Below are 19,302 nucleotides of genomic sequence, written 5' to 3'. Positions count from 1 at the left end.
CTATTAGATATCGCGAATATCAGGTCGGGCCTGATTGCGCATAGGGGAATCCCCTACGTCGTGGAACCGCACGCCGATTGGAGTGTCGTGCAAGGCCCACACAGCCCGAGGACAGGGCTGATGCAGTAAAGCATGATGTCAGTGTGACATCAATGTATTTACATGGCATTTTACCGGGGTCAAGGTCTGGCGCTTGCCGCCGATAACTTGCCTATACGAACTGCACACCCTCTCAGCGCGCAACCCATGTGCACACCAGGAGCTCTTAATGGCCGGCATTCTCGACACGGTAGATCAACGCACGCAATTGGTGGGTGAGAATCGCCTGGAGATTCTCATGTTCCGCCTGTTCGGGCGGCAGCTGTTCGCGATCAACGTGTTCAAGGTGCAGGAAGTACTGCAACTGCCCAAGCTGACCCTGATGCCTCAGCGCCATCCCTTCGTCTGCGGCGTGGTCAACCTGCGTGGCCAGACGTTGCCGGTGATCGACTTGTCCCAGGCCATCGGCATGCGCCCGCTGGTGCCAGGGCCCAACAGCACCATTATCGTCACCGAGTACAACCGTTCGGTGCAGGCGTTCCTGGTGGGCGGCGTCGACCGCATCGTCAACATGAATTGGGAAGCCATCCTGCCACCGCCGGCCAGCGCCGGGCGCCAGCACTATCTCACCGCCATCAGCAAGGTCGATGACCAGTTGGTGGAAATTATCGATGTGGAAAAAGTCCTGGCGGAAATCGTGCCCTATAACGCCAAGGTCTCCAGGGAAAAACTCGAGGACCCAGTGCTGGAACGCGCCCGTGGCCGTGAAGTGTTGCTGGTGGACGATTCCAACGTAGCGCTGTCGCAGTTGAAGGACACCCTGGGCCAGTTGGGCGTGAAGATGCACATCGCCAGCGACGGCCTCAAGGCGCTGAACATGCTCAAGGCCTGGGCCGACACCGGCCAGCTGATGACCGACAAGCTGCTGATGATCTTCACCGACGCCGAAATGCCCGAGATGGACGGCTACCGCCTCACCACCGAAATTCGCAATGACCCGCGCCTGCGTGGCCTCTACGTGGTGCTGCACACCTCGCTGTCGGGGAGCTTCAATGACTCGATGGTCAAGAAGGTCGGCTGTGACAATTTCCTCTCCAAATTCCAGCCGGACAAGCTAGTGGATGTGGTGCGTCAACGACTGATGCTGGACGAAGTGCCCGCGTGACACTAGGGTATGCCACTTTGTTCCCCAGGAATGCAGGCTCATGCTCCGTCTCAGCGCGTTGTACCGTTACCCCTTGAAATCCGGCAAGGCCGAGGCCTTGCAGCAGAGTGGCCTGGATAAACTCGGGCTGGCAGGGGATCGACGCTGGATGCTGGTGGACGAAGCCAGTGGGCGCTTCCTCACGCAACGCGCCGTGGCGAAGATGAGCCAGTTGACCGCGCTGTGGAACGCGGCTGGCGGCCTGACCCTGAGCTCGCCTGGCTATGGGACGCTGGACGTGGCATTGCCCGGCGCCGATGCATTGCGTGGTGTGATCATCTGGCACGACACCTTGCGCGTGCCGGACGCGGGCGATGAAGCGGCGGCCTGGGTCAGCGCCTTCATCGGCAAACCCACACGCCTGGCGCATATGCCCCTGGAGCGTGCACGCTCGACCCAGGCCGGTTTTGGCCGTGATGACGATCAAGTGGGATTTGCCGACGGCTACCCCTTGCTGCTGATCGGCCAGGCTTCCCTGGACGATTTGTGCGCGCAGGTCGGCCGGCCGATGGAAATGCTGCGCTTTCGTCCCAATCTGGTAATCGAAGGCGGCGAGGCGTTTGCCGAGGATGGCTGGAAACGCTTGCGCATCGGCGAGGTGGAGTTTCGCGTGGTCAAGCCCTGTTCACGCTGCGTTCTCACGACCGTCGACCCCCGGACCGGCGAGCGCAGCCCGGACCGCGAACCGTTCGCCACCCTGCAGGCCTATCGCAGCACCGAGAAGGGCGCGATGTTCGGCCAGAACCTGGTCAACGATGGAGTTGGCCAGTTGGAAATCGGGATGCCGGTAACGGTGCTGGAATAAAAAATGCCCGTCTCGCAGGAGACGGGCATTTTTTGCGCCGAGTCAGGTTCAGCTGCGGTATTCGCACAGGTAAGCGGTGTCTACGCCAACCTTCAACTGGAATTTGCTGTTGGCTGGGACGTTGAACTGGCTGCCGGCGGCAAAGGTTTCCCACTCGGCGTCAGGCAGTTTGACGATCAGCGCGCCGGAAACGACGTGCATGATTTCACGCTGGTCGGTGCCGAACTCGTATTCACCCGGGGCCATCACGCCGATGGTCGCCGGGCCTTCCGCGGTGCCGAAAGCGATCGACTTGACGGTGCCGTCGAAGTATTCATTGACTTTGAACATGAGTGAATCCTCGGAAAAAGGGTCTGGAAAGGTCAGCCAGTATGCCCAAGGGCAGGGGAGCTGCCTAGACCGGCAAAATCAGCGGCAGCAGGCGTGCCGTGTTGCGCGCATCCTCCAGCGCCCGATGCTGCTGGCCACTGAACTGCATCCCCGCCAATTGCAGCGCGCCATTAAGCCCCAAGGGCTTGTCCAGCCGCCGGGCCTTGGCGAACCGTTGCTTGAGGTTGACATGGGGCGTCTGGCCGAGCGCGCTGGCCAGGCCATGGCGTTGCCATTCCAACTCCAGTTGCACGCGATCGTAATCGCCCCAGCTGGCCCAGCCTTCCAGGCGCGCCTGATGCTGGCCCAGCCAGCGCTCGAATAGCGGCCACACCTCGGTGATCGGCGTTGCCGCGTCGATATTGGCCTGGGTGATATGGGTCAATTGGCGGCAAAAAGGCGTCAGCAGCGGCCGCCGCAGCGGCCGCACGAAGCGCTGGAAGTGATCCAGCTCGCGGCCCTGGCGGTTGACCAGGCTTGCGCCGATTTCGATGACTTCCATCTCCGTCACGGGCCAGCCGCCGTCATCCGTGGTGGCTTCAAGGTCAATAATCAGCCAATGAGGCATGCGCAGGTTCCCGTACTGTTCCTGTCCTGATGGGGATAGAGCGTAGCCGGGCCTTGTAGTTCCGCCCAGGGGGCTGATTCGCCTGGTTGGTAAACCCCGTACACAAGTTTTGCCCAAGCGCTTGCTCGGGTGGCGGCCACGGCCTAAATTGCCGCCCAAGACGATAGTAGACATGAGGGACAGCAGCATGGACGACCCCCAAGCCTTGCGGGTGATGCGCACTCTGGTCGACGCTGGACAATTGACCGACCCCGAGAGCGCTCGGGGCAAGTTGCTGCAAACCGCGGCGCACCTGTTTCGCAACAAGGGCTTCGAGCGCACCACCGTGCGCGACCTGGCCGGTGCGGTGGGCATTCAGTCCGGCAGCATCTTTCATCACTTCAAGAGCAAGGACGAGATCCTGCGCGCACTGATGGAAGAAACCATCCTCTACAACACCGCGATGATGCGGGCTGCGCTGGAAGCAGCGAGCACGGTGCGCGAGCGCGTGTTGGCGCTGATCCGCTGCGAATTGCAGTCGATCATGGGCGGCAGCGGTGAGGCGATGGCGGTGCTGGTGTATGAATGGCGCTCGTTGTCTGCCGACGGTCAGGCCCAGGTACTGGCCCTGCGTGATGTGTATGAGGACATCTGGCTGCAGGTACTGGGCGAAGCCAAGGCCGCTGGTTATATCAGGGGCGACGTGTTCATCACCCGGCGCTTCCTGACCGGCGCGTTATCCTGGACCACCACGTGGTTCCGCACCCAAGGCAGCCTGACCCTCGAAGAGCTGGCCGACGAAGCGCTGTTGATGGTGCTCAAGGCGGACTGAAGTGCGGCTATTAATTTGCGGGTGAACGTTGTCTCCCCAGGGAAAAACGCCTAGCTTATCGCCATCATAGAATTCACGGTGTGTGCCTAGATGTTTTCGCCATGGCGGCTGGCTGCAGGACTGACATTTTGGGCATTGGGTACCGCAGGGTGGACGCAGGCCAGCGCCGCGCAGTTGGTGAGGATCGGCGCGGCGCATTTTCCGCCGTATACCGTACGCCCTGAGCAAGGCGCCGATACCGGATTGCTGCCGCAATTGGTCGAAGCGCTGAACGCCGTGCAAAGCGACTATCAGTTTGTGCTGGTGCCCACTTCGATTCCCAGGCGTTTTCGCGATTTCGAGCAAGGCCGGGTCGACATGGCGATCTTTGAAAACCCGTCCTGGGGCTGGAAAGACGTGGCCCATACCAGCGTCGACATGGGCCTGGAAGACGCTGAAATCTTCGTCGCCGAGCGTGAGCCCGGTCGCGACCAAAGCTATTTCAGCGACCTTGCCGGCAAACGCCTGGCGGTGTTCAGCGGCTATCACTACGCCTTCGCGAACTTCAACCCCGACCCCAAGTACCTGGCTGAGCACTTCAACGCAACGTTGACGTACTCCCATGACAGCAACTTGCTGATGGTCGCCCGCAGGCGTGCTGATATCGCCTTGGTCACCCGTTCGTACCTGAGTGACTTCATGGTGCGCAATGCCGAGATGGCGGGGACATTCCTGGTGTCGGAGCGCATTGACCAGGTCTATCACCATTACGCGTTGCTACGGCCCAAAGCCCCCATCACCGGGCCTGCGTTTGCCGGGTTGCTCAAGCAGCTGCGGGATAATGGCCAGATGCTCAAGATCTTCGAGCCGTATCGCATCGATGTAATGCCAGTCCCCTGAGAGCGCTGGAAATCAAATGTGGGAGGGGGCAAGCCCCCTCCCACATGTGTTTTTCAAACCCTGCGCGCAAACGTATCGCTGTGGTTGCCCGACACCTTGCGGCAGTGCACCAGCGCATCGCGAATCATGAAGTTCACCAGCGTTGGCGAAACCCCCAGTTCCTTGGCGATATCCTTCTGCGGTACGCCGTGCAGGCGGTACATCTCGAAGGCGTAGCGGGTGCGCTGCGGCAGCTCGGTCAGGGCGTCGGCGATGTTTTCCAGGGTGTTGAAATTGATATGGGAGGTTTCCGGTGAAGCGCCGTGAATCACCACGTTCAAGCCTTCCTCTTCGGTGCCGGAATACTTGAGCTCCAGGGCCTGCTTGCGGTAGTGATCGATCGCCAGGTTGCGCACGATCTGGAACAGATAGCTCAGTTGGGCCTTGAACGAAGAGGTGATCGTCGGTGCCGACTGCAGCCGAAAATAAGCGTCCTGCACCACATCCTCGGCGCGGGAACGACAGCCGGTAATACGTGCTGCGATCTTCACCAGGATCAGCCGATTGTCGACGAACGCCTGGAGAAGTGGTGAGTCGCACCTGCCTGTGGATACTGGTTCCGTCATGGAAATCACCTGGTTGCAAAAGAGGTTAGGGGAGGGCGTCCTTGCTGAGGCCTCCTACACATCGGGCAACAAATTATGCTGAATGATAATGATTGTCAAATGAGAAGACGAACTAATCTTACGCCGTTCGGTAAGGTGTGAACCGCGTGTCGCTCGCCCTCGGCGACTAATTATTTGCCGGGGCCGTCCGTTCTTCTGGGTGACAGGCCTGTAAACAAACGGCCAAGGATCAGCATCCGCAGGAGGGCGAAATGGGTTTTTATCGTGCACACAGCGTGTTTCAGCTTGGAGTCCTCAGGTGATGAGTACGCCAACGCCGCTGCGCCTGTTCTGCCTGCCCCATTCCGGCGCCAGCGCCTCGGTCTACGCACGTTGGCGACGCGTGCTGCCGGATTGGTTGCAGGTGTGCCCGCTGGAATTGCCGGGGCGTGGCATGCGCATGGGCGAGCCGCTACAGCGCGATATCAAGGCCTTGGCTGCCCAGCTCGCGACTGAAATCAGCCGCGACCTCAATGGCCCCTATGCGTTGTTCGGCCACAGCCTCGGCGGCCTGCTGGCGTTCGAACTGGCCCACGCATTGAAAGCGCGCAATGTGCCGGCGCCGCTGGCGCTGTTCGCCTCCGGCACCGCCGGCCCGGCGCGGCGCGATGTCAGCGAATACGCCATCGAAAAGACCGACGCACAGCTGATCGCCCGCTTGCGCGAACTGCAGGGCACCTGCGACGCCGCGTTGGCCAATCCTGAATTGATGGAGCTGATGCTGCCGATCCTGCGCGCCGATTTCCTGCTCTGCGGCAGCTTCACCTATGGCGAGCGCGAGCCCCTGGGTGTGCCGATCCATGTGTTCGGCGGCAAGCAGGACAGCGTGCGCGCCGACCAATTGCTCGACTGGCAGCTCGAGGCCGCCAGCGGCTTTTCCCTCGACATGTTCGACGGTCACCACTTCTTCCTCGTGCAGCACGAAAGCGCCGTGCTGCGCTGTGTGCGCCGCTATGCCGACGAACACCTGGCCCGCTGGCGCCTTGGCGCGGCGCGGCAACTGGCCGCCGGCTGAATCTCACCGACTTCCCGACTTTCCCGTAAGCCGATTTCAGGCAGGAACCCCATGATGGACGCCTTCGAACTTCCCCGCACCCTGGTCCAGTCCCTCCAACGCCGTGCCGCGCAGACGCCGGACCAGATAGCCCTGCGCTTTCTGGCCGAGTCCGCCGAGCACAGCGTGGTGCTCAGCTACCGTGACCTGGACCAACGCGCCCGCACCATCGCCGCCGCCTTGCAAGCCGATGTCGCGATGGGCGAGCGCGCAGTGCTGTTGTTCCCCAGCGGCCCGGACTATGTCGCGGCGTTCTTCGGCTGCCTGTACGCCGGGGTGATCGCGGTACCGGCCTACCCGCCGGAATCCACCAAGCGGCATCACCAGGAGCGCTTGCTGTCGATCATCAGCGACGCTGAGCCGCGCCTGCTGTTGACCATTGCCAGCCTCGGCGAAAGCCTGGCGCAGATTGACCACGCACCACCGGTCTTGAGCGTAGACACCCTCGACGCACAACTGGCCGATCACTGGGTCGCCCCCGAATTGCAAGCCGACGACATTGCCTTCCTGCAATACACCTCCGGCTCCACCGCGCTGCCCAAGGGCGTGCAAGTCAGCCACGGTAACCTGGTGGCCAACGAAGTGCTGATCCGTCGCGGCTTTGGCATCGACCTCAACCCACACGATGTCATCGTCAGCTGGCTGCCGCTCTACCACGACATGGGCCTGATCGGCGGCCTGCTGCAGCCGATCTTCAGCGGTGTGCCGTGCGTGTTGATGTCGCCGGCCTACTTCCTGGCGCGGCCGTTGCGCTGGCTGGAAGCGATCAGCGACTACGGCGGCACCATCAGCGGCGGCCCGGATTTCGCCTACCGCCTGTGCAGCGAACGGGTCAGCGAGTCGGCCCTGGAACGCCTGGACCTGAGCCAGTGGCGCGTGGCCTATTCCGGCTCCGAACCGATCCGCCTGGACACCCTGGAACGTTTTGCCGACAAGTTCGCCGCCTGCGGTTTCACCTCAAGCAATTTCTTTGCTTCCTACGGCCTGGCCGAGGCGACCCTGTTCGTCGCGGGCGGCACCCGTGGCCAAGGCATCCCCGCGCTACGCGTCGATGAGCAAGCGCTGGCCGCCAACCGCGCCGCGCCGGGGCAGGGCAGGGCCGTCATGAGTTGCGGCACTCAGCAGCCGGACCACGCCGTACTGATCGCCGATCCCCACACGCTGAGCGAGTTGGCCGACAATTGCGTGGGCGAACTCTGGACGAGCGGCCCGAGCATCGCCCAGGGTTACTGGCGCAACCCTGAAGCCACCGCCAGCACCTTCGTCCAGCACGCCGACCGGACCTGGCTGCGCACCGGCGACCTGGGGTTTATCCGTGACGGTGAGGTGTACATCACCGGGCGCTTGAAAGACCTGCTGATCGTGCGCGGGCACAACCTGTATCCACAGGACATCGAGCAAACCATCGAACGTGAGGTCGAGGTGGTGCGCAAAGGCCGGGTGGCGGCCTTTGCGGTGAATGATCAGGGCCTGGAAGGCATCGGCATCGCTGCGGAAATCAGCCGCAGCGTGCAGAAAATCCTGCCGCCCGAAGCGCTGATCAAGGCGATTCGCCAAGCGGTGGCCGAGGCTTACCAAGAGGCGCCTAGCGTGGTGGTGCTGCTCAACCCGGGCGCGCTGCCGAAAACCTCCAGCGGCAAGGTGCAACGGGCGGCGTGTGCGCTGCGCCATGCCGATGGCAGCCTCGACCGCTATGCGCAGTTCCCCGAGGTGCAAGCGCCGGCGAGTGAGGTCGCGCTGGCGTCGGCCCTGCAACAGCAGATCGCGGCGATCTGGTGTGAGCAGCTGCAAGTGGCCACGGTTGCCGCCGACGATCACTTTTTCCTGCTTGGCGGCAACTCCATCAGCGCCACCCAGGTGGTCGCGCGCCTGCGTGAAACCCTGGGGCTGGAGCTGAACCTGCGCCTGCTGTTCGAGGCGCCCACCCTGCAAGGCTTCGCCGCCAGCGTCGCGCAGCTGCAGCAGGCCGGCGGCGTTGCACAAGGCGCAATGGCTGCGCTGTCGCGCCAGCACGAGCTGCCGCAATCCCTGGCCCAGAACCGCTTGTGGATCACCTGGCAGCTGGACCCTCACAGCAGCGCCTACACCATCCCCGGCGGCCTGCGCCTGCGCGGCGCGTTGGACGAAGACGCGTTGCGCTCAAGCTTCCAGCACCTGGTCCAGCGCCACGAAGCCCTGCGCACGCGTTTCTATGAGCGTGACGGCGAAGGGTTCCAGCGCATCGAGTCCAGTGCGGCGTTCGACCTGCACGTCATCGACCTCAGCGACCTGCCCGTCGCCGAGCGCGAAGCCCACGCGCAGCAAATCCGTGAAGACCAGGCACGTACTTCGTTCGACCTGGAAAAAGGCCCGCTGCTGCGGGTGACCCTGGTGCGCCTGGATGAAGAAGACCACCAGTTGCTGGTCACCCTGCACCACATCATCGCCGATGGCTGGTCGCTGACTGTTCTGATCGACGAGTTCTCCCGTCTCTACGCGGCCGCGTCCCAGGGCCTGCCCCTGGAGCTGCCGCCACTGAGCCTGCAATACGCCGACTACGGCAGTTGGCAGCGCCAATGGCTGGCCGCAGGTGAAGGCCAGCGGCAGTTGGCGTATTGGCAGGCAACGCTTGAGGGCGATCACCCAACGCTCGACCTGGCCACTGACCACCCGCGCTCGGCGCAGCGTCTGAACAGCGCCTCGCGCCATACCGTACGCCTGAGCGCCAAGCTCAGTGACGCGATTCGCCAGACCGCACAGGCTCATGAATCCACCCCCTTCATGCTGCTGCTGGCCGCGTTCCAAACGCTGTTGTATCGCTACAGCGGGCAGCGCGATATCCGCATCGGCGTGCCCAATGCCAATCGCTCACGCCAGGAAACCCAAGGGCTGGTCGGGTTCTTCATCAACACCCTGGTATTGCGTGCCGAGCTCGACGGGCGCCAGCCTTTCAACCAGCTGTTGGCCGCGACACGCCAGGCGGCAATGGACGCCCAGGCGCATCAGGACCTGCCGTTCGAACAACTGCTGGAGGCCTTCCCCCAGGCGCGGGAACAGGGCCTGTTCCAGGTCATGTTCAACCACCAGCAACGTGACCTCAGCGCCCTGCGCCGCCTGCCGGGCCTGCTCGCCGAGGAACTGCCGTGGCACAGCCGTGAAGCCAAGTTCGACCTGCAACTGCACAGCGAAGAAGACCGCACCGGGCGCTTGAACCTGGCCTTCGACTACGCCGATGAGCTGTTCGAGCCGGCAACCGTGCAGCGCCTGGCCGAGCATTACATCCACCTGCTGCAAGCGGTCTGCGAACAACCGCAGCAAGCCTTGGGCGAGCTGAAACTGACCGCAGAGGATGAGCAACAGGCGTGGAGCCAGGCACCCTGCGCGCCGGCCCGGCAGTGGTTGCCCGAGCTGCTCAACCAGCACACCTTGGACGCTACCGCGCTGGTCTGGCAAGCGGGCAGCCTGAGCTTCGCCCAGTTGCATACCCAGGCCAACCGCCTGGCGCATTACCTGCGCGACAAGGGCGTCGGCCCGGACGTCTGCGTGGGCATCGCCGCCGAGCGTTCGCCGCAGTTGCTGATCGGCCTGCTGGCGATCCTCAAGGCCGGCGGCGCTTATGTGCCGCTCGACCCGGATTACCCGACCGAGCGCCTGGCCTACATGCTCGAGGACAGCGGCGTGCACTTGCTGTTGACCCAAACCGCACTGCTGGAACAACTGCCGACGGTCGCAGGCGTGTGTGTGATCGCCATGGACAGCCTGCACCTGGACCGCTGGCCGACCCAGCCACCGGGCCTGCACCTGCACGGCGACAACCTCGCCTACGTGATCTACACCTCCGGCTCCACCGGCCAGCCCAAGGGCGTGGGCAATACCCATGCGGCGCTGGCCGAGCGGTTGCAGTGGATGCAGGCCACCTACACGTTGGATGCCAGCGACGTGCTGATGCAAAAGGCGCCGATCAGTTTCGACGTGTCGGTGTGGGAGTGTTTCTGGCCGCTGATCACAGGGTGCCGTCTGGTACTGGCCGGCCCTGGCGAGCACCGCGACCCTCATCGCATCGCGCAACTGGTGCAGGAACATGGCGTGACCACGCTGCACTTCGTGCCGCCGCTGTTGCAGTTGTTTATCGATGAACCCTTGGTTGCCGAATGCACCAGCCTGCGCCGGCTGTTCTCCGGTGGCGAAGCCTTGCCTGCCGAGTTGCGCAACCGCGTCCTGGCATGCCTGCCGGCGGTGCAGTTGCACAACCGTTATGGCCCGACCGAAACCGCGATCAACGTCACCCATTGGCACTGCGCCGTGGAGGATGGCGAACGCTCGCCGATTGGCCGGCCACTGGGCAATGTGATCTGCCGGGTACTGGACGACCAGCTCAACCCGTTGCCGGCCGGTGTGCCCGGTGAACTGTGCATCGGCGGCATCGGCCTGGCGCGCGGCTACCTTGGCCGTGCGGGGCTTACCGCTGAACGCTTTGTCGCCGACCCGCTGGGCGCAGCCGGGGCGCGTCTGTATCGCACCGGTGACCGTGCACGCTGGAGCGTCGATGGCGTGCTTGAATACCTGGGCCGGCTCGATCAGCAGGTCAAGCTGCGCGGCTTTCGGGTGGAACCGCAGGAAATCGAAGCCCGCCTGTTGGCGTTGGACGGCATCGCCCACGCCGTGGTGCAGGTGCGGGACGGCCAGTTGATCGGGTACTACACCGGCCCGGCCGAACTGGATGCACAGGCAGTGAAAGCCGCCCTGGCCGTTGACCTGCCCGAGTACATGGTGCCTGCCTACCTGATGCGCCTGGACGCGATGCCCCTGAGCCCCAGTGGCAAACTCGACCGCCGCGCACTGCCCGAACCGGTGTGGCAAACCCGCGAACACGTCGAACCGGAAACGCCGCTGCAGCAGCAAATTGCCGCGATCTGGCGCGAAGTGCTCGGCCTGCCCCGTATTGGCCTGCGCGACGACTTTTTCGCCCTCGGCGGCCACTCGCTGTTGGCCACGCAAATCGTCTCCCGCACCCGCCAGGCCTGCGACGTCGAACTGCCGTTGCGCACCTTGTTCGACGCCAGCGAGCTGGGCGACTTCGCCGCGCAAGTGGGCCTGATCCAAGCTTCGGGCCAACGCAACCAACAGACTGCAATCGCCAAGGTCGACCGCAGCCAACCCGTGCCGCTGTCCTATTCCCAGCAGCGCATGTGGTTCCTCTGGCAGATGGAACCGGACAGCCCGGCTTATAACGTCGGCGGCATGGCGCGCTTGCGCGGGGTGCTGGACGTGGGGCGTTTCGAGGCGGCGTTGCAGGCCTTGATCATGCGTCACGAAACCCTGCGCACCACCTTCCCGAGCGTCGATGGCGTGGCCTGTCAGAAAGTCTCGCCACAGACCGGCCTGCGCATGGACTGGCAGGACGTCTCGGCGCTGACTGAAACCGAGCGTCAGCAGCGTTTGCAGCAACTGGCGGATCAGGAAGCGCATACGCCATTCAATCTGGAAACCGGGCCGTTGCTGCGCGCCTGCCTGGTCAAGGCCGGCGAACAAGAGCATTACCTGGTGCTGACCCTGCACCATATCGTCACCGAAGGCTGGGCCATGGACATCTTTGCCCGTGAACTCAGTGCGCTCTACGAAGCCTTCATCGACGAGCGCGACTCACCGCTGGCGCCGCTGCCGGTGCAATACCTGGACTACAGCGTGTGGCAGCGCCAGTGGTTGGAAGCGGGCGAGCGCCAACGCCAGCTGGATTACTGGACCGCGCAACTGGGCAGCGAACATCCGCTGCTGGAACTGCCTGGCGACCGCCCGCGCCCGGCGGTGCAAAGTCACCGGGGCGAGCTGTACCGCTTCGACCTGAGCGACGCCTTGGCCGCCCGTGTTCGCGCGTTCAACGCCGAGCATGGCCTGACTCTGTTCATGACCATGACCGCCACCCTCGCCGTGTTGCTCTACCGCTACAGCGGCCAGACCGACCTGCGCATCGGCGCGCCGGTGGCCAATCGGATCCGTCCGGAAAGCGAAGGGCTGATCGGTGCGTTCCTCAACACCCAGGTAGTGCGTTGCCAACTCGATGGGCAGATGAATGTCGCGCAGTTGTTCGAGCAGGTGCGTCACACCGTGATCGAAGGCCAGTCCCATCAGGACCTGCCGTTCGACCATCTGGTGGAGGCGCTGCAACCGCCGCGCAGCGCGGCGTATAACCCGCTGTTCCAGGTGATGTGCAACGTGCAGCGCTGGGAGTTCCAGCAGAGCCGCCAACTGGCCGGCATGACTGTCGAGTACCTGGCCAACGATGCCCGCGCCACCAAGTTCGACCTCAACCTGGAAGTCACTGACCTCGATCATCGCCTGGGCTGCTGCCTGACCTACAGCACCGATTTGTTCGACGAACCGCGCATTGCCCGCATGGCCGCGCATTGGCGCAACCTGCTGGAAGCGCTGATCGACAACCCGCAGCAACGCCTCAGCGAATTGCCCCTGCTCAGCGCCGCCGAGCAGCGCGCCGTGCAGGACAGCCTCGGGGTGGAGGCCGGTGAGCATCGGCTCGACCAGTGCATTCACCCACTGTTCAGCGAACAGGCGCGCAAGCGTGCCGATGCGCCGGCGCTGACTTTTGCCGGGGTGACGCTCACTTACGCCGAGCTTGACGCCCGCGCCAATCGCCTGGCCTGGATGCTGCGCGAGCGGGGCGTCGGCCCGCAGGTGCGCGTCGGCCTGGCGCTGCCGCGTTCGCTGGAGATGGTCATCGGCTTGCTGGCGATCCTCAAGGCCGGCGGCGCCTACGTGCCGCTGGACCCGGAATACCCGCTGGACCGCCTGCATTACATGATCGAAGACAGCGGCATCGGCCTGCTGCTCAGCGATGCGCCGATGTTCGACGCCCTTGGCCCGTTGCCGGCGAGCGTCGCGACCTGGTGCCTGGAACACGACCTGCCGCTGCTGAGCAACTACCCGGCCGGCGAGCTGCCGATGATCAGCCTGGCGCAACACCCTGCGTACCTGATCTACACCTCCGGTTCCACCGGCAAGCCCAAAGGCGTGGTGGTGTGCCATGGCGAAATCGCCATGCATTGCCAGGCGGTGATCGAGCGTTTTGGCATGCGCCCGGACGACTGCGAACTGCACTTTTATTCGATCAACTTTGACGCCGCCACCGAGCGCTTATTGGTGCCGTTGCTCAGCGGTGCCCAGGTGGTAGTGCGCGCCCAGGGCCAGTGGGATGCCGAGGAAATCTGCGCGCTGATCCGCACCCACCGCATCAGCATCCTCGGATTTACACCCAGCTACGGCAGCCAGTTGGCGCAGTGGCTGGCCACGCAACAGCAGACCTTGCCGGTGCGCATGTGCATCACCGGCGGTGAAGCTTTGACCGGCGAACACCTGCAACGCATTCGCAGCGCGTTCCAGCCACAGGTGTTCTTCAACGCCTATGGCCCGACCGAAACCGTGGTGATGCCACTGGCCTGCCTGGCGCCGGAGCAACTGGAAGAGGGCGCCGCCAGCGTGCCGATTGGCAGCATCATCGGCTCACGCGTGGCTTACATTCTCGACGCCGACATGGCCCTGGTGCCGCCAGGCGCAAGCGGTGAGTTGTATGTCGGCGGGGCAGGCCTGGCCCAGGGGTATCACCAGCGTCCGGGGATGACGGCGGAGCGCTTTGTCGCCGACCCGTTCGCGACGAATGGCGGGCGTCTGTACCGCACCGGTGACCTGGTGCGTCAACGCGCTGATGGGTTAGTGGAGTACCTGGGGCGTATCGACCATCAGGTGAAGATTCGCGGGTTCCGCATTGAGTTGGGCGAGATCGAAACCCGCCTGTTGGAACATGACGCCGTGCGCGAAGCGGTGGTGCTGGCGCTGGATTCGCCGAGTGGCAAACAGCTGGTGGCGTATCTGGTCAGCGACGCTGAGCACGGCGCGTTGCGCGACGCGGTGAAGGCCCAGCTCAAGGCGCAACTGCCGGACTACATGGTGCCCGCTCATGTGATGGTGCTCGACAGCATGCCGCTGACCGCCAACGGCAAGCTCGACCGGCGTGCCTTGCCCGAGCCGGACCCCGAGGCGAATCGACAACAGTATGTGGCGCCACGCAATGCGCTGGAGCACAGCCTGGCAGCGATCTGGTGCGCGGTGTTGAACCTGCAGCAAGTCGGCCTGGACGATAACTTCTTCGAGCTGGGCGGCGATTCCATCCTGTCGATCCAGGTGGTCAGCCGTGCGCGGCAGGCGGGCATTCATTTCAGCCCGCGTGACCTGTTCCAGCACCAGACCGTGCAAAGCCTGGCCGCCGTCGCTACGCGGGCCGAGCAGGTCAGCGCCGAGCAAGGTGTGATTACCGGAGCCTCGGGCCTTACGCCGATCCAGCAGTGGTTCTTCGATACCGACATCCCTGCGCGCCAGCACTGGAACCAGGCGCTGCTGCTCAAGCCGCTGCAACTGCTCGACCCGCGCCGCCTGGAGCAGGCCCTGCTGGCGGTGCTGGAGCATCACGATGCGCTGCGCCTGAGCTTCACCCGCCGCGACGCCCAATGGCACGCCGAACACCTGGCCGTGCCCGAAGGTGGCGTACTGATGCAGGCGCAAGTGCGCGACATGGCCGACTGCACCGCGCTGTTCACCGATACCCAGCGCAGCCTCGACCTGGAACACGGCCCGCTGCTGCGTGCCTTGCTGGTGGACGGCCCCCAAGGCCAGCAGCGCTTGCTGATCGTCATTCATCACCTGGTGGTGGACGGCGTGTCATGGCGCGTGTTGCTCGAAGACCTGCAAACTGTTTATCGCCAACTGAGCGATGGCCGGTCCGTCAGCTTGCCGGCCAAGACCAGCGCGTTGCGCGAGTGGGCGGCGCGTTTGCAGGCGTATGCCCACAGCGAGTCCCTGCGCGAAGAATTGAGCCTGTGGCAAGCACAGTTGGCGGGCCCGGCGCTGGCGTTGCCGGTGGCTCGCCCACAAGGTGCACGGCGCAACCGTGACGCCGAGACGGTCAGTGTGCGCCTGGATGCCGAACGCACCCGGCAATTGCTGCAACACGCGCCGAGCGCCTACCGCACCCAGGTCAACGACCTGCTGCTGACCGCCCTGGCCCGCGTGCTGTGCCGTTGGAGCGGGCATGATTCGGCGCTGATCCAGCTGGAAGGCCACGGCCGTGAAAACCTGTTCGATGACATCGACCTGACCCGCAGCGTCGGCTGGTTCACCAGTGCCTATCCACTGCGGCTGACCCCGCAGGCGCAGCCGGGCGATTCGATCAAGGCGATCAAGGAGCAACTGCGCGGCGTACCGCATAAAGGCCTGGGCTACGGCGTGCTGCGCTACTTGGCGGACGACCTGTGCAAACGCACCCTGGCGGCGTTGCCGAGCGCCGCGATTACCTTCAATTACCTCGGCCAGTTCGACCAGAGCTTCGGCGCTGATGCACTGTTCCATCCGCTGGATGAATCCGCTGGGCTCGCGCACGATCCGGACGCACCGCTGCCCAACGAGCTCAGTGTCGACAGCCAGGTGTACGGCGGCGAACTGGTGCTGCGCTGGACCTTCAGCCGCGAACGCCACGATCAACACACTCTCCGCGCACTGGCCGAGGCGTATCTGGCCGAGCTGCATAGCCTGATCGCCCATTGTCTCGAAGACGATGCCGGGGGCTTCACGCCGTCCGACTTCCCCCTGGCCCAGCTGACCCAGGCGCAACTGGACAGCTTGCCAGTACCGGCCAGCGCCATCGAAGACGTCTACCCGCTGACCCCGATGCAAGAGGGCCTGCTGCTGCACACCCTGCTGGAACCGGGCACCGGCCTGTATTACATGCAGGACCGCTACCGCATCGACAGCACGCTGGACCCCGAGCGTTTCGCCGAGGCCTGGCAACGGGTGATCGCTCGCCACGAAGCCTTGCGGGCCTCGTTCTGCTGGAACGTCGGCGAAGACATGCTGCAAGTGATTCACAAGCCGGGCAACACGCCGATCGAATACCTGGACTGGAGCGCCGATCCCGAGCACGAGCACGAACCGCGTCTGCAAGCCTTGCTCAAGGCCGAACGCGAAGCCGGTTTCGATCTGCTCAACCAGGCACCGTTCCACCTGCGCCTGATCCGCGTGGGCGAGGCGCGCTATTGGTTCATGATGAGCAACCACCACATCCTCATCGATGCATGGTGCCGTTCGCTGCTGATGAATGACTTCTTTGAGATCTACAGGGCCCTGGGCGAAAGTCGCGATGCGCAATTGGCGACGCCGCCGCGTTACCGCGACTACATCGCCTGGCTGCAACGCCAGAACCTGGACGAAGCGCGCCAGTGGTGGCAGCGCAACCTGCAAGGGTTCGAGCGCACCACGCCGATCCCGAGCGACCGGCCCTTCCTGCGCGAACACGCAGGCCACAGCGGCGGCATGGTGGTCGGCGATTGTTACACCCGCCTGGATGCCCGTGATGGCGCGCAATTGCGCGAGCTGGCCCAGGCCCACCAATTGACGGTCAACACCTTCGCCCAGGCGGCTTGGGCGTTGGTACTGCGGCGCTTGAGCGGCGAGCGTGACGTGCTGTTCGGCGTCACCGTGGCCGGGCGTCCGGTGCAGATGCCCGAGATGCAACGCACCGTCGGCCTGTTTATCAACAGCATCGCCCTGCGGGTAAAACTGCCGGCAGACGACCAGCGTTGCAGCGTGCGCGACTGGCTGAGCGGCCTGCTCGACAGCAATATGCAATTGCGCGAGTACGAATATTTGCCCTTGGTAACCATTCAGGAACTCAGCGAACTGCCCAAGGGCCAGCCGCTGTTCGACAGCCTGTTCGTGTTCGAAAACGCCCCGGTGGACACCTCCGTGCTGAGCCACGCGCAAAGCCTGAAGGCTACCTCGGACTCCGGTCGCACCCACACCAACTTCCCGCTGACCGCCGTGTGCTACCCCGGCGATGATCTTGGCCTGCACCTGTCCTACGACCAGCGCTACTTCGATGAAAGCACCGTGCAAGGCATGCTCGGCGAGTTCAAGCGCCTGCTGCTGGCACTGGTGCAGGGCTTCCATGGCGACATGGCCGAGCTGCCGCTGATTGGCGAGCAGGAACGTGAATTCCTGGTGCACGGCTGCAACCGGAGCGAACACGACTATCCGCTGCAGCGCAGCTATATCAAACTGTTCGAGGAGCAAGTGGCGCAGCATCCGCAGCGTATCGCCGCCAGTTGTCTTGACCGGCAATGGAGCTATGACGAGTTGAACCGGCGCAGTAACGGCCTGGGGCATGCGCTGATCGCGGCGGGTGTCGGCCCGGACCAGCCGGTGGCGTTGCTGGCCGAGCGTAATCTGGAGCTGCTGGGCATGATCATCGGCAGCTTCAAGGCCGGTGCCGGTTACTTGCCGCTGGACCCGGGCCTGCCGAGCCCGCGCTTGAGCCGCATCATCGGCCTGAGCCGCACGCCGTTGCTGGTGTGCAGCGAAGCCTGCCGGGAACAGGCCATCGAACTGCTCGAAGGCTTCGACTGCCAGTTGCTGGTGTGGGAGGAAGTACCGGCCCGTGGCGAGAATCCAGGTGTCTATAGCGCTCCGGACAACCTCGCCTATGTGATCTACACCTCGGGTTCCACCGGCTTGCCCAAAGGCGTGATGGTCGAACAGCGCGGCATGCTCAATAACCAGTTGAGCAAGGTGCCCTACCTGCAACTGAGCGAGACGGATGTGATCGCGCAGACGGCTTCGCAAAGCTTCGATATTTCCGTGTGGCAATTCCTCGCCGCGCCGCTGTTCGGCGCGCGGGTAGACATCGTGCCCAACAGCCTTGCCCATGATCCCCAGGGTTTGCTGGCCCATGTCCAGGCACAGGGCATTACTGTGCTGGAAAGCGTGCCGTCACTGATCCAGGGCATGCTCGCCCAGGACGCTATCCGCCTCGACGGCCTGCGCTGGATGCTGCCGACCGGTGAAGCGATGCCGCCGGAGCTGGCGCACCAGTGGCTGTTGCGCTACCCGCACATCGGCCTGGTCAACGCTTACGGCCCGGCGGAATGCTCGGACGATGTGGCGTTCTACCGTGTCGACCTGGCCTCGACGCGGGGCACCTATTTGCCGATTGGCATGCCCACCGACAACAACCGCTTGTACCTGTTGGACGGCGCACTGGAATTGGTGCCCCAAGGCGCCGTCGGTGAACTGTGCGTGGCCGGTATTGGGGTCGGTCGTGGTTACGTCAGCGACCCGTTGCGCACCGCACCGGTGTTCGTGCCGAACCCGTTCGGCGCACCGGGCGAGCGCCTCTACCGCACAGGCGACCTGGCGCGACGACGCAGTGACGGCGTGTTGGAGTATGTCGGGCGGGTTGACCACCAGGTGAAGATTCGCGGCTACCGCATCGAGCTGGGTGAAATCGAAGCGCGCCTGCACGAACAACGTGAAGTGCGTGATGCAGCGGTGGCTGTGCAGGAGGGCGTCAATGGCAAACACCTGGTTGGCTATCTGGTGGCTGCGGATGAGGCGTTGAACCCTGGCGAACGCCTGGATCGCATCAAGCAACGCCTGCGCAGCGAACTGCCGGAATACATGGTGCCGCTGCACTGGCTGTGGCTTGAGCGCCTGCCGCTCAACGCCAACGGCAAACTCGACCGCAAGGCCCTGCCGGCCCTGGAGATCGGCCAGTCGCACAGCCAGGATTACCTGGCACCGCGCAACGCGCTGGAAACTACCCTGGCCGCGATCTGGGCCGAGGTGTTGAAAGTCGAGCGGGTAGGGGTGCAGGACAACTTCTTCGAACTGGGCGGGCACTCGCTGCTGGCCACGCAGATTGCCTCGCGGGTGCAGAAAACCCTGCAGCGCGATGTGCCGCTGCGGGCGATGTTCGAATGCAGCACAGTGGCGGAATTGGCCGAGTATATCGAGGGGTTGGCGGGGAATGAGATCAGTGCCGAGAAGGTCGATCGGTTGAGTGATTTGATGGCGGAGTTGGAGGGGTTGTGAGGCGGCCGTTGGTCTGAAAC

At 63.9% G+C, this 19,302-nt stretch carries 9 protein-coding genes; 6 read left to right on the top strand and 3 right to left on the bottom strand.

Translation table 11 applies throughout. The features are described 5' to 3' along the window. The first annotated feature begins 268 nt into the window (after window positions 1-268). Entirely contained in the window at window positions 269-1,204 is a 936-nt protein-coding gene (locus tag C4J91_RS19075) for a chemotaxis protein CheV (protein WP_124363755.1), read from the top strand. 40 nt (window positions 1,205-1,244) lie between these two features. Further along, window positions 1,245-2,048: an MOSC domain-containing protein gene (locus tag C4J91_RS19070; protein ID WP_124363754.1), complete on the top strand. Its 804-nt coding sequence runs from the start codon at window positions 1,245-1,247 to the stop codon at window positions 2,046-2,048. 48 nt (window positions 2,049-2,096) lie between these two features. On the opposite strand, the gene C4J91_RS19065 is transcribed toward C4J91_RS19070, so the two are convergent. Beyond that, window positions 2,097-2,378: a pyrimidine/purine nucleoside phosphorylase gene (locus C4J91_RS19065; protein ID WP_124363753.1), complete on the bottom strand. Its 282-nt coding sequence runs from the start codon at window positions 2,376-2,378 to the stop codon at window positions 2,097-2,099. 64 nt (window positions 2,379-2,442) lie between these two features. After that, window positions 2,443-2,985 (bottom strand): exonuclease domain-containing protein, encoded by a 543-nt coding sequence (locus C4J91_RS19060; protein ID WP_124363752.1) that lies wholly within the window; start codon window positions 2,983-2,985, stop codon window positions 2,443-2,445. A gap of 187 nt (window positions 2,986-3,172) precedes the next feature. Between C4J91_RS19060 and C4J91_RS19055 the strand changes: the two genes are divergently transcribed. Together C4J91_RS19055 and C4J91_RS19050 are read left to right on the top strand one after the other, a co-directional pair. Continuing rightward, window positions 3,173-3,796 carry a TetR/AcrR family transcriptional regulator gene (locus C4J91_RS19055; RefSeq protein ID WP_124363751.1) on the top strand — a complete coding sequence of 208 codons (624 nt, stop codon included), beginning with the start codon at window positions 3,173-3,175 and terminating at the stop codon, window positions 3,794-3,796. Between the two features lie 90 nt (window positions 3,797-3,886). Continuing rightward, window positions 3,887-4,675 (top strand): ABC transporter substrate-binding protein, encoded by a 789-nt coding sequence (locus C4J91_RS19050; protein WP_124363750.1) that lies wholly within the window; start codon window positions 3,887-3,889, stop codon window positions 4,673-4,675. Window positions 4,676-4,728: 53 nt separating this feature from the next. On the opposite strand, the gene C4J91_RS19045 is transcribed toward C4J91_RS19050, so the two are convergent. After that, window positions 4,729-5,280, bottom strand: coding sequence for an RNA polymerase factor sigma-70 (locus C4J91_RS19045; protein WP_124363749.1), 552 nt, complete (start codon window positions 5,278-5,280; stop codon window positions 4,729-4,731). A 301-nt stretch (window positions 5,281-5,581) separates the two neighbouring features. On the opposite strand from C4J91_RS19045, the gene C4J91_RS19040 reads away from it, so the two are divergent. Together C4J91_RS19040 and C4J91_RS19035 are read left to right on the top strand one after the other, a co-directional pair. Continuing rightward, the gene (locus tag C4J91_RS19040) at window positions 5,582-6,334 is read left to right on the top strand and encodes a thioesterase II family protein (RefSeq protein ID WP_124363748.1); all 753 of its coding nucleotides are present in this window, start codon (window positions 5,582-5,584) and stop codon (window positions 6,332-6,334) included. 51 nt (window positions 6,335-6,385) lie between these two features. Next, complete coding sequence (locus C4J91_RS19035) at window positions 6,386-19,282, top strand: non-ribosomal peptide synthetase (RefSeq protein ID WP_124363747.1); 12,897 nt, start codon at window positions 6,386-6,388, stop codon at window positions 19,280-19,282. Window positions 19,283-19,302 lie beyond the last annotated feature (20 nt).

Origin of the sequence: Pseudomonas sp. R3-52-08 (genome assembly GCF_003851745.1) — a bacterium.
Classification (GTDB): domain Bacteria; phylum Pseudomonadota; class Gammaproteobacteria; order Pseudomonadales; family Pseudomonadaceae; genus Aquipseudomonas.
This window is presented reverse-complemented; position numbering and strand designations above follow the sequence as displayed.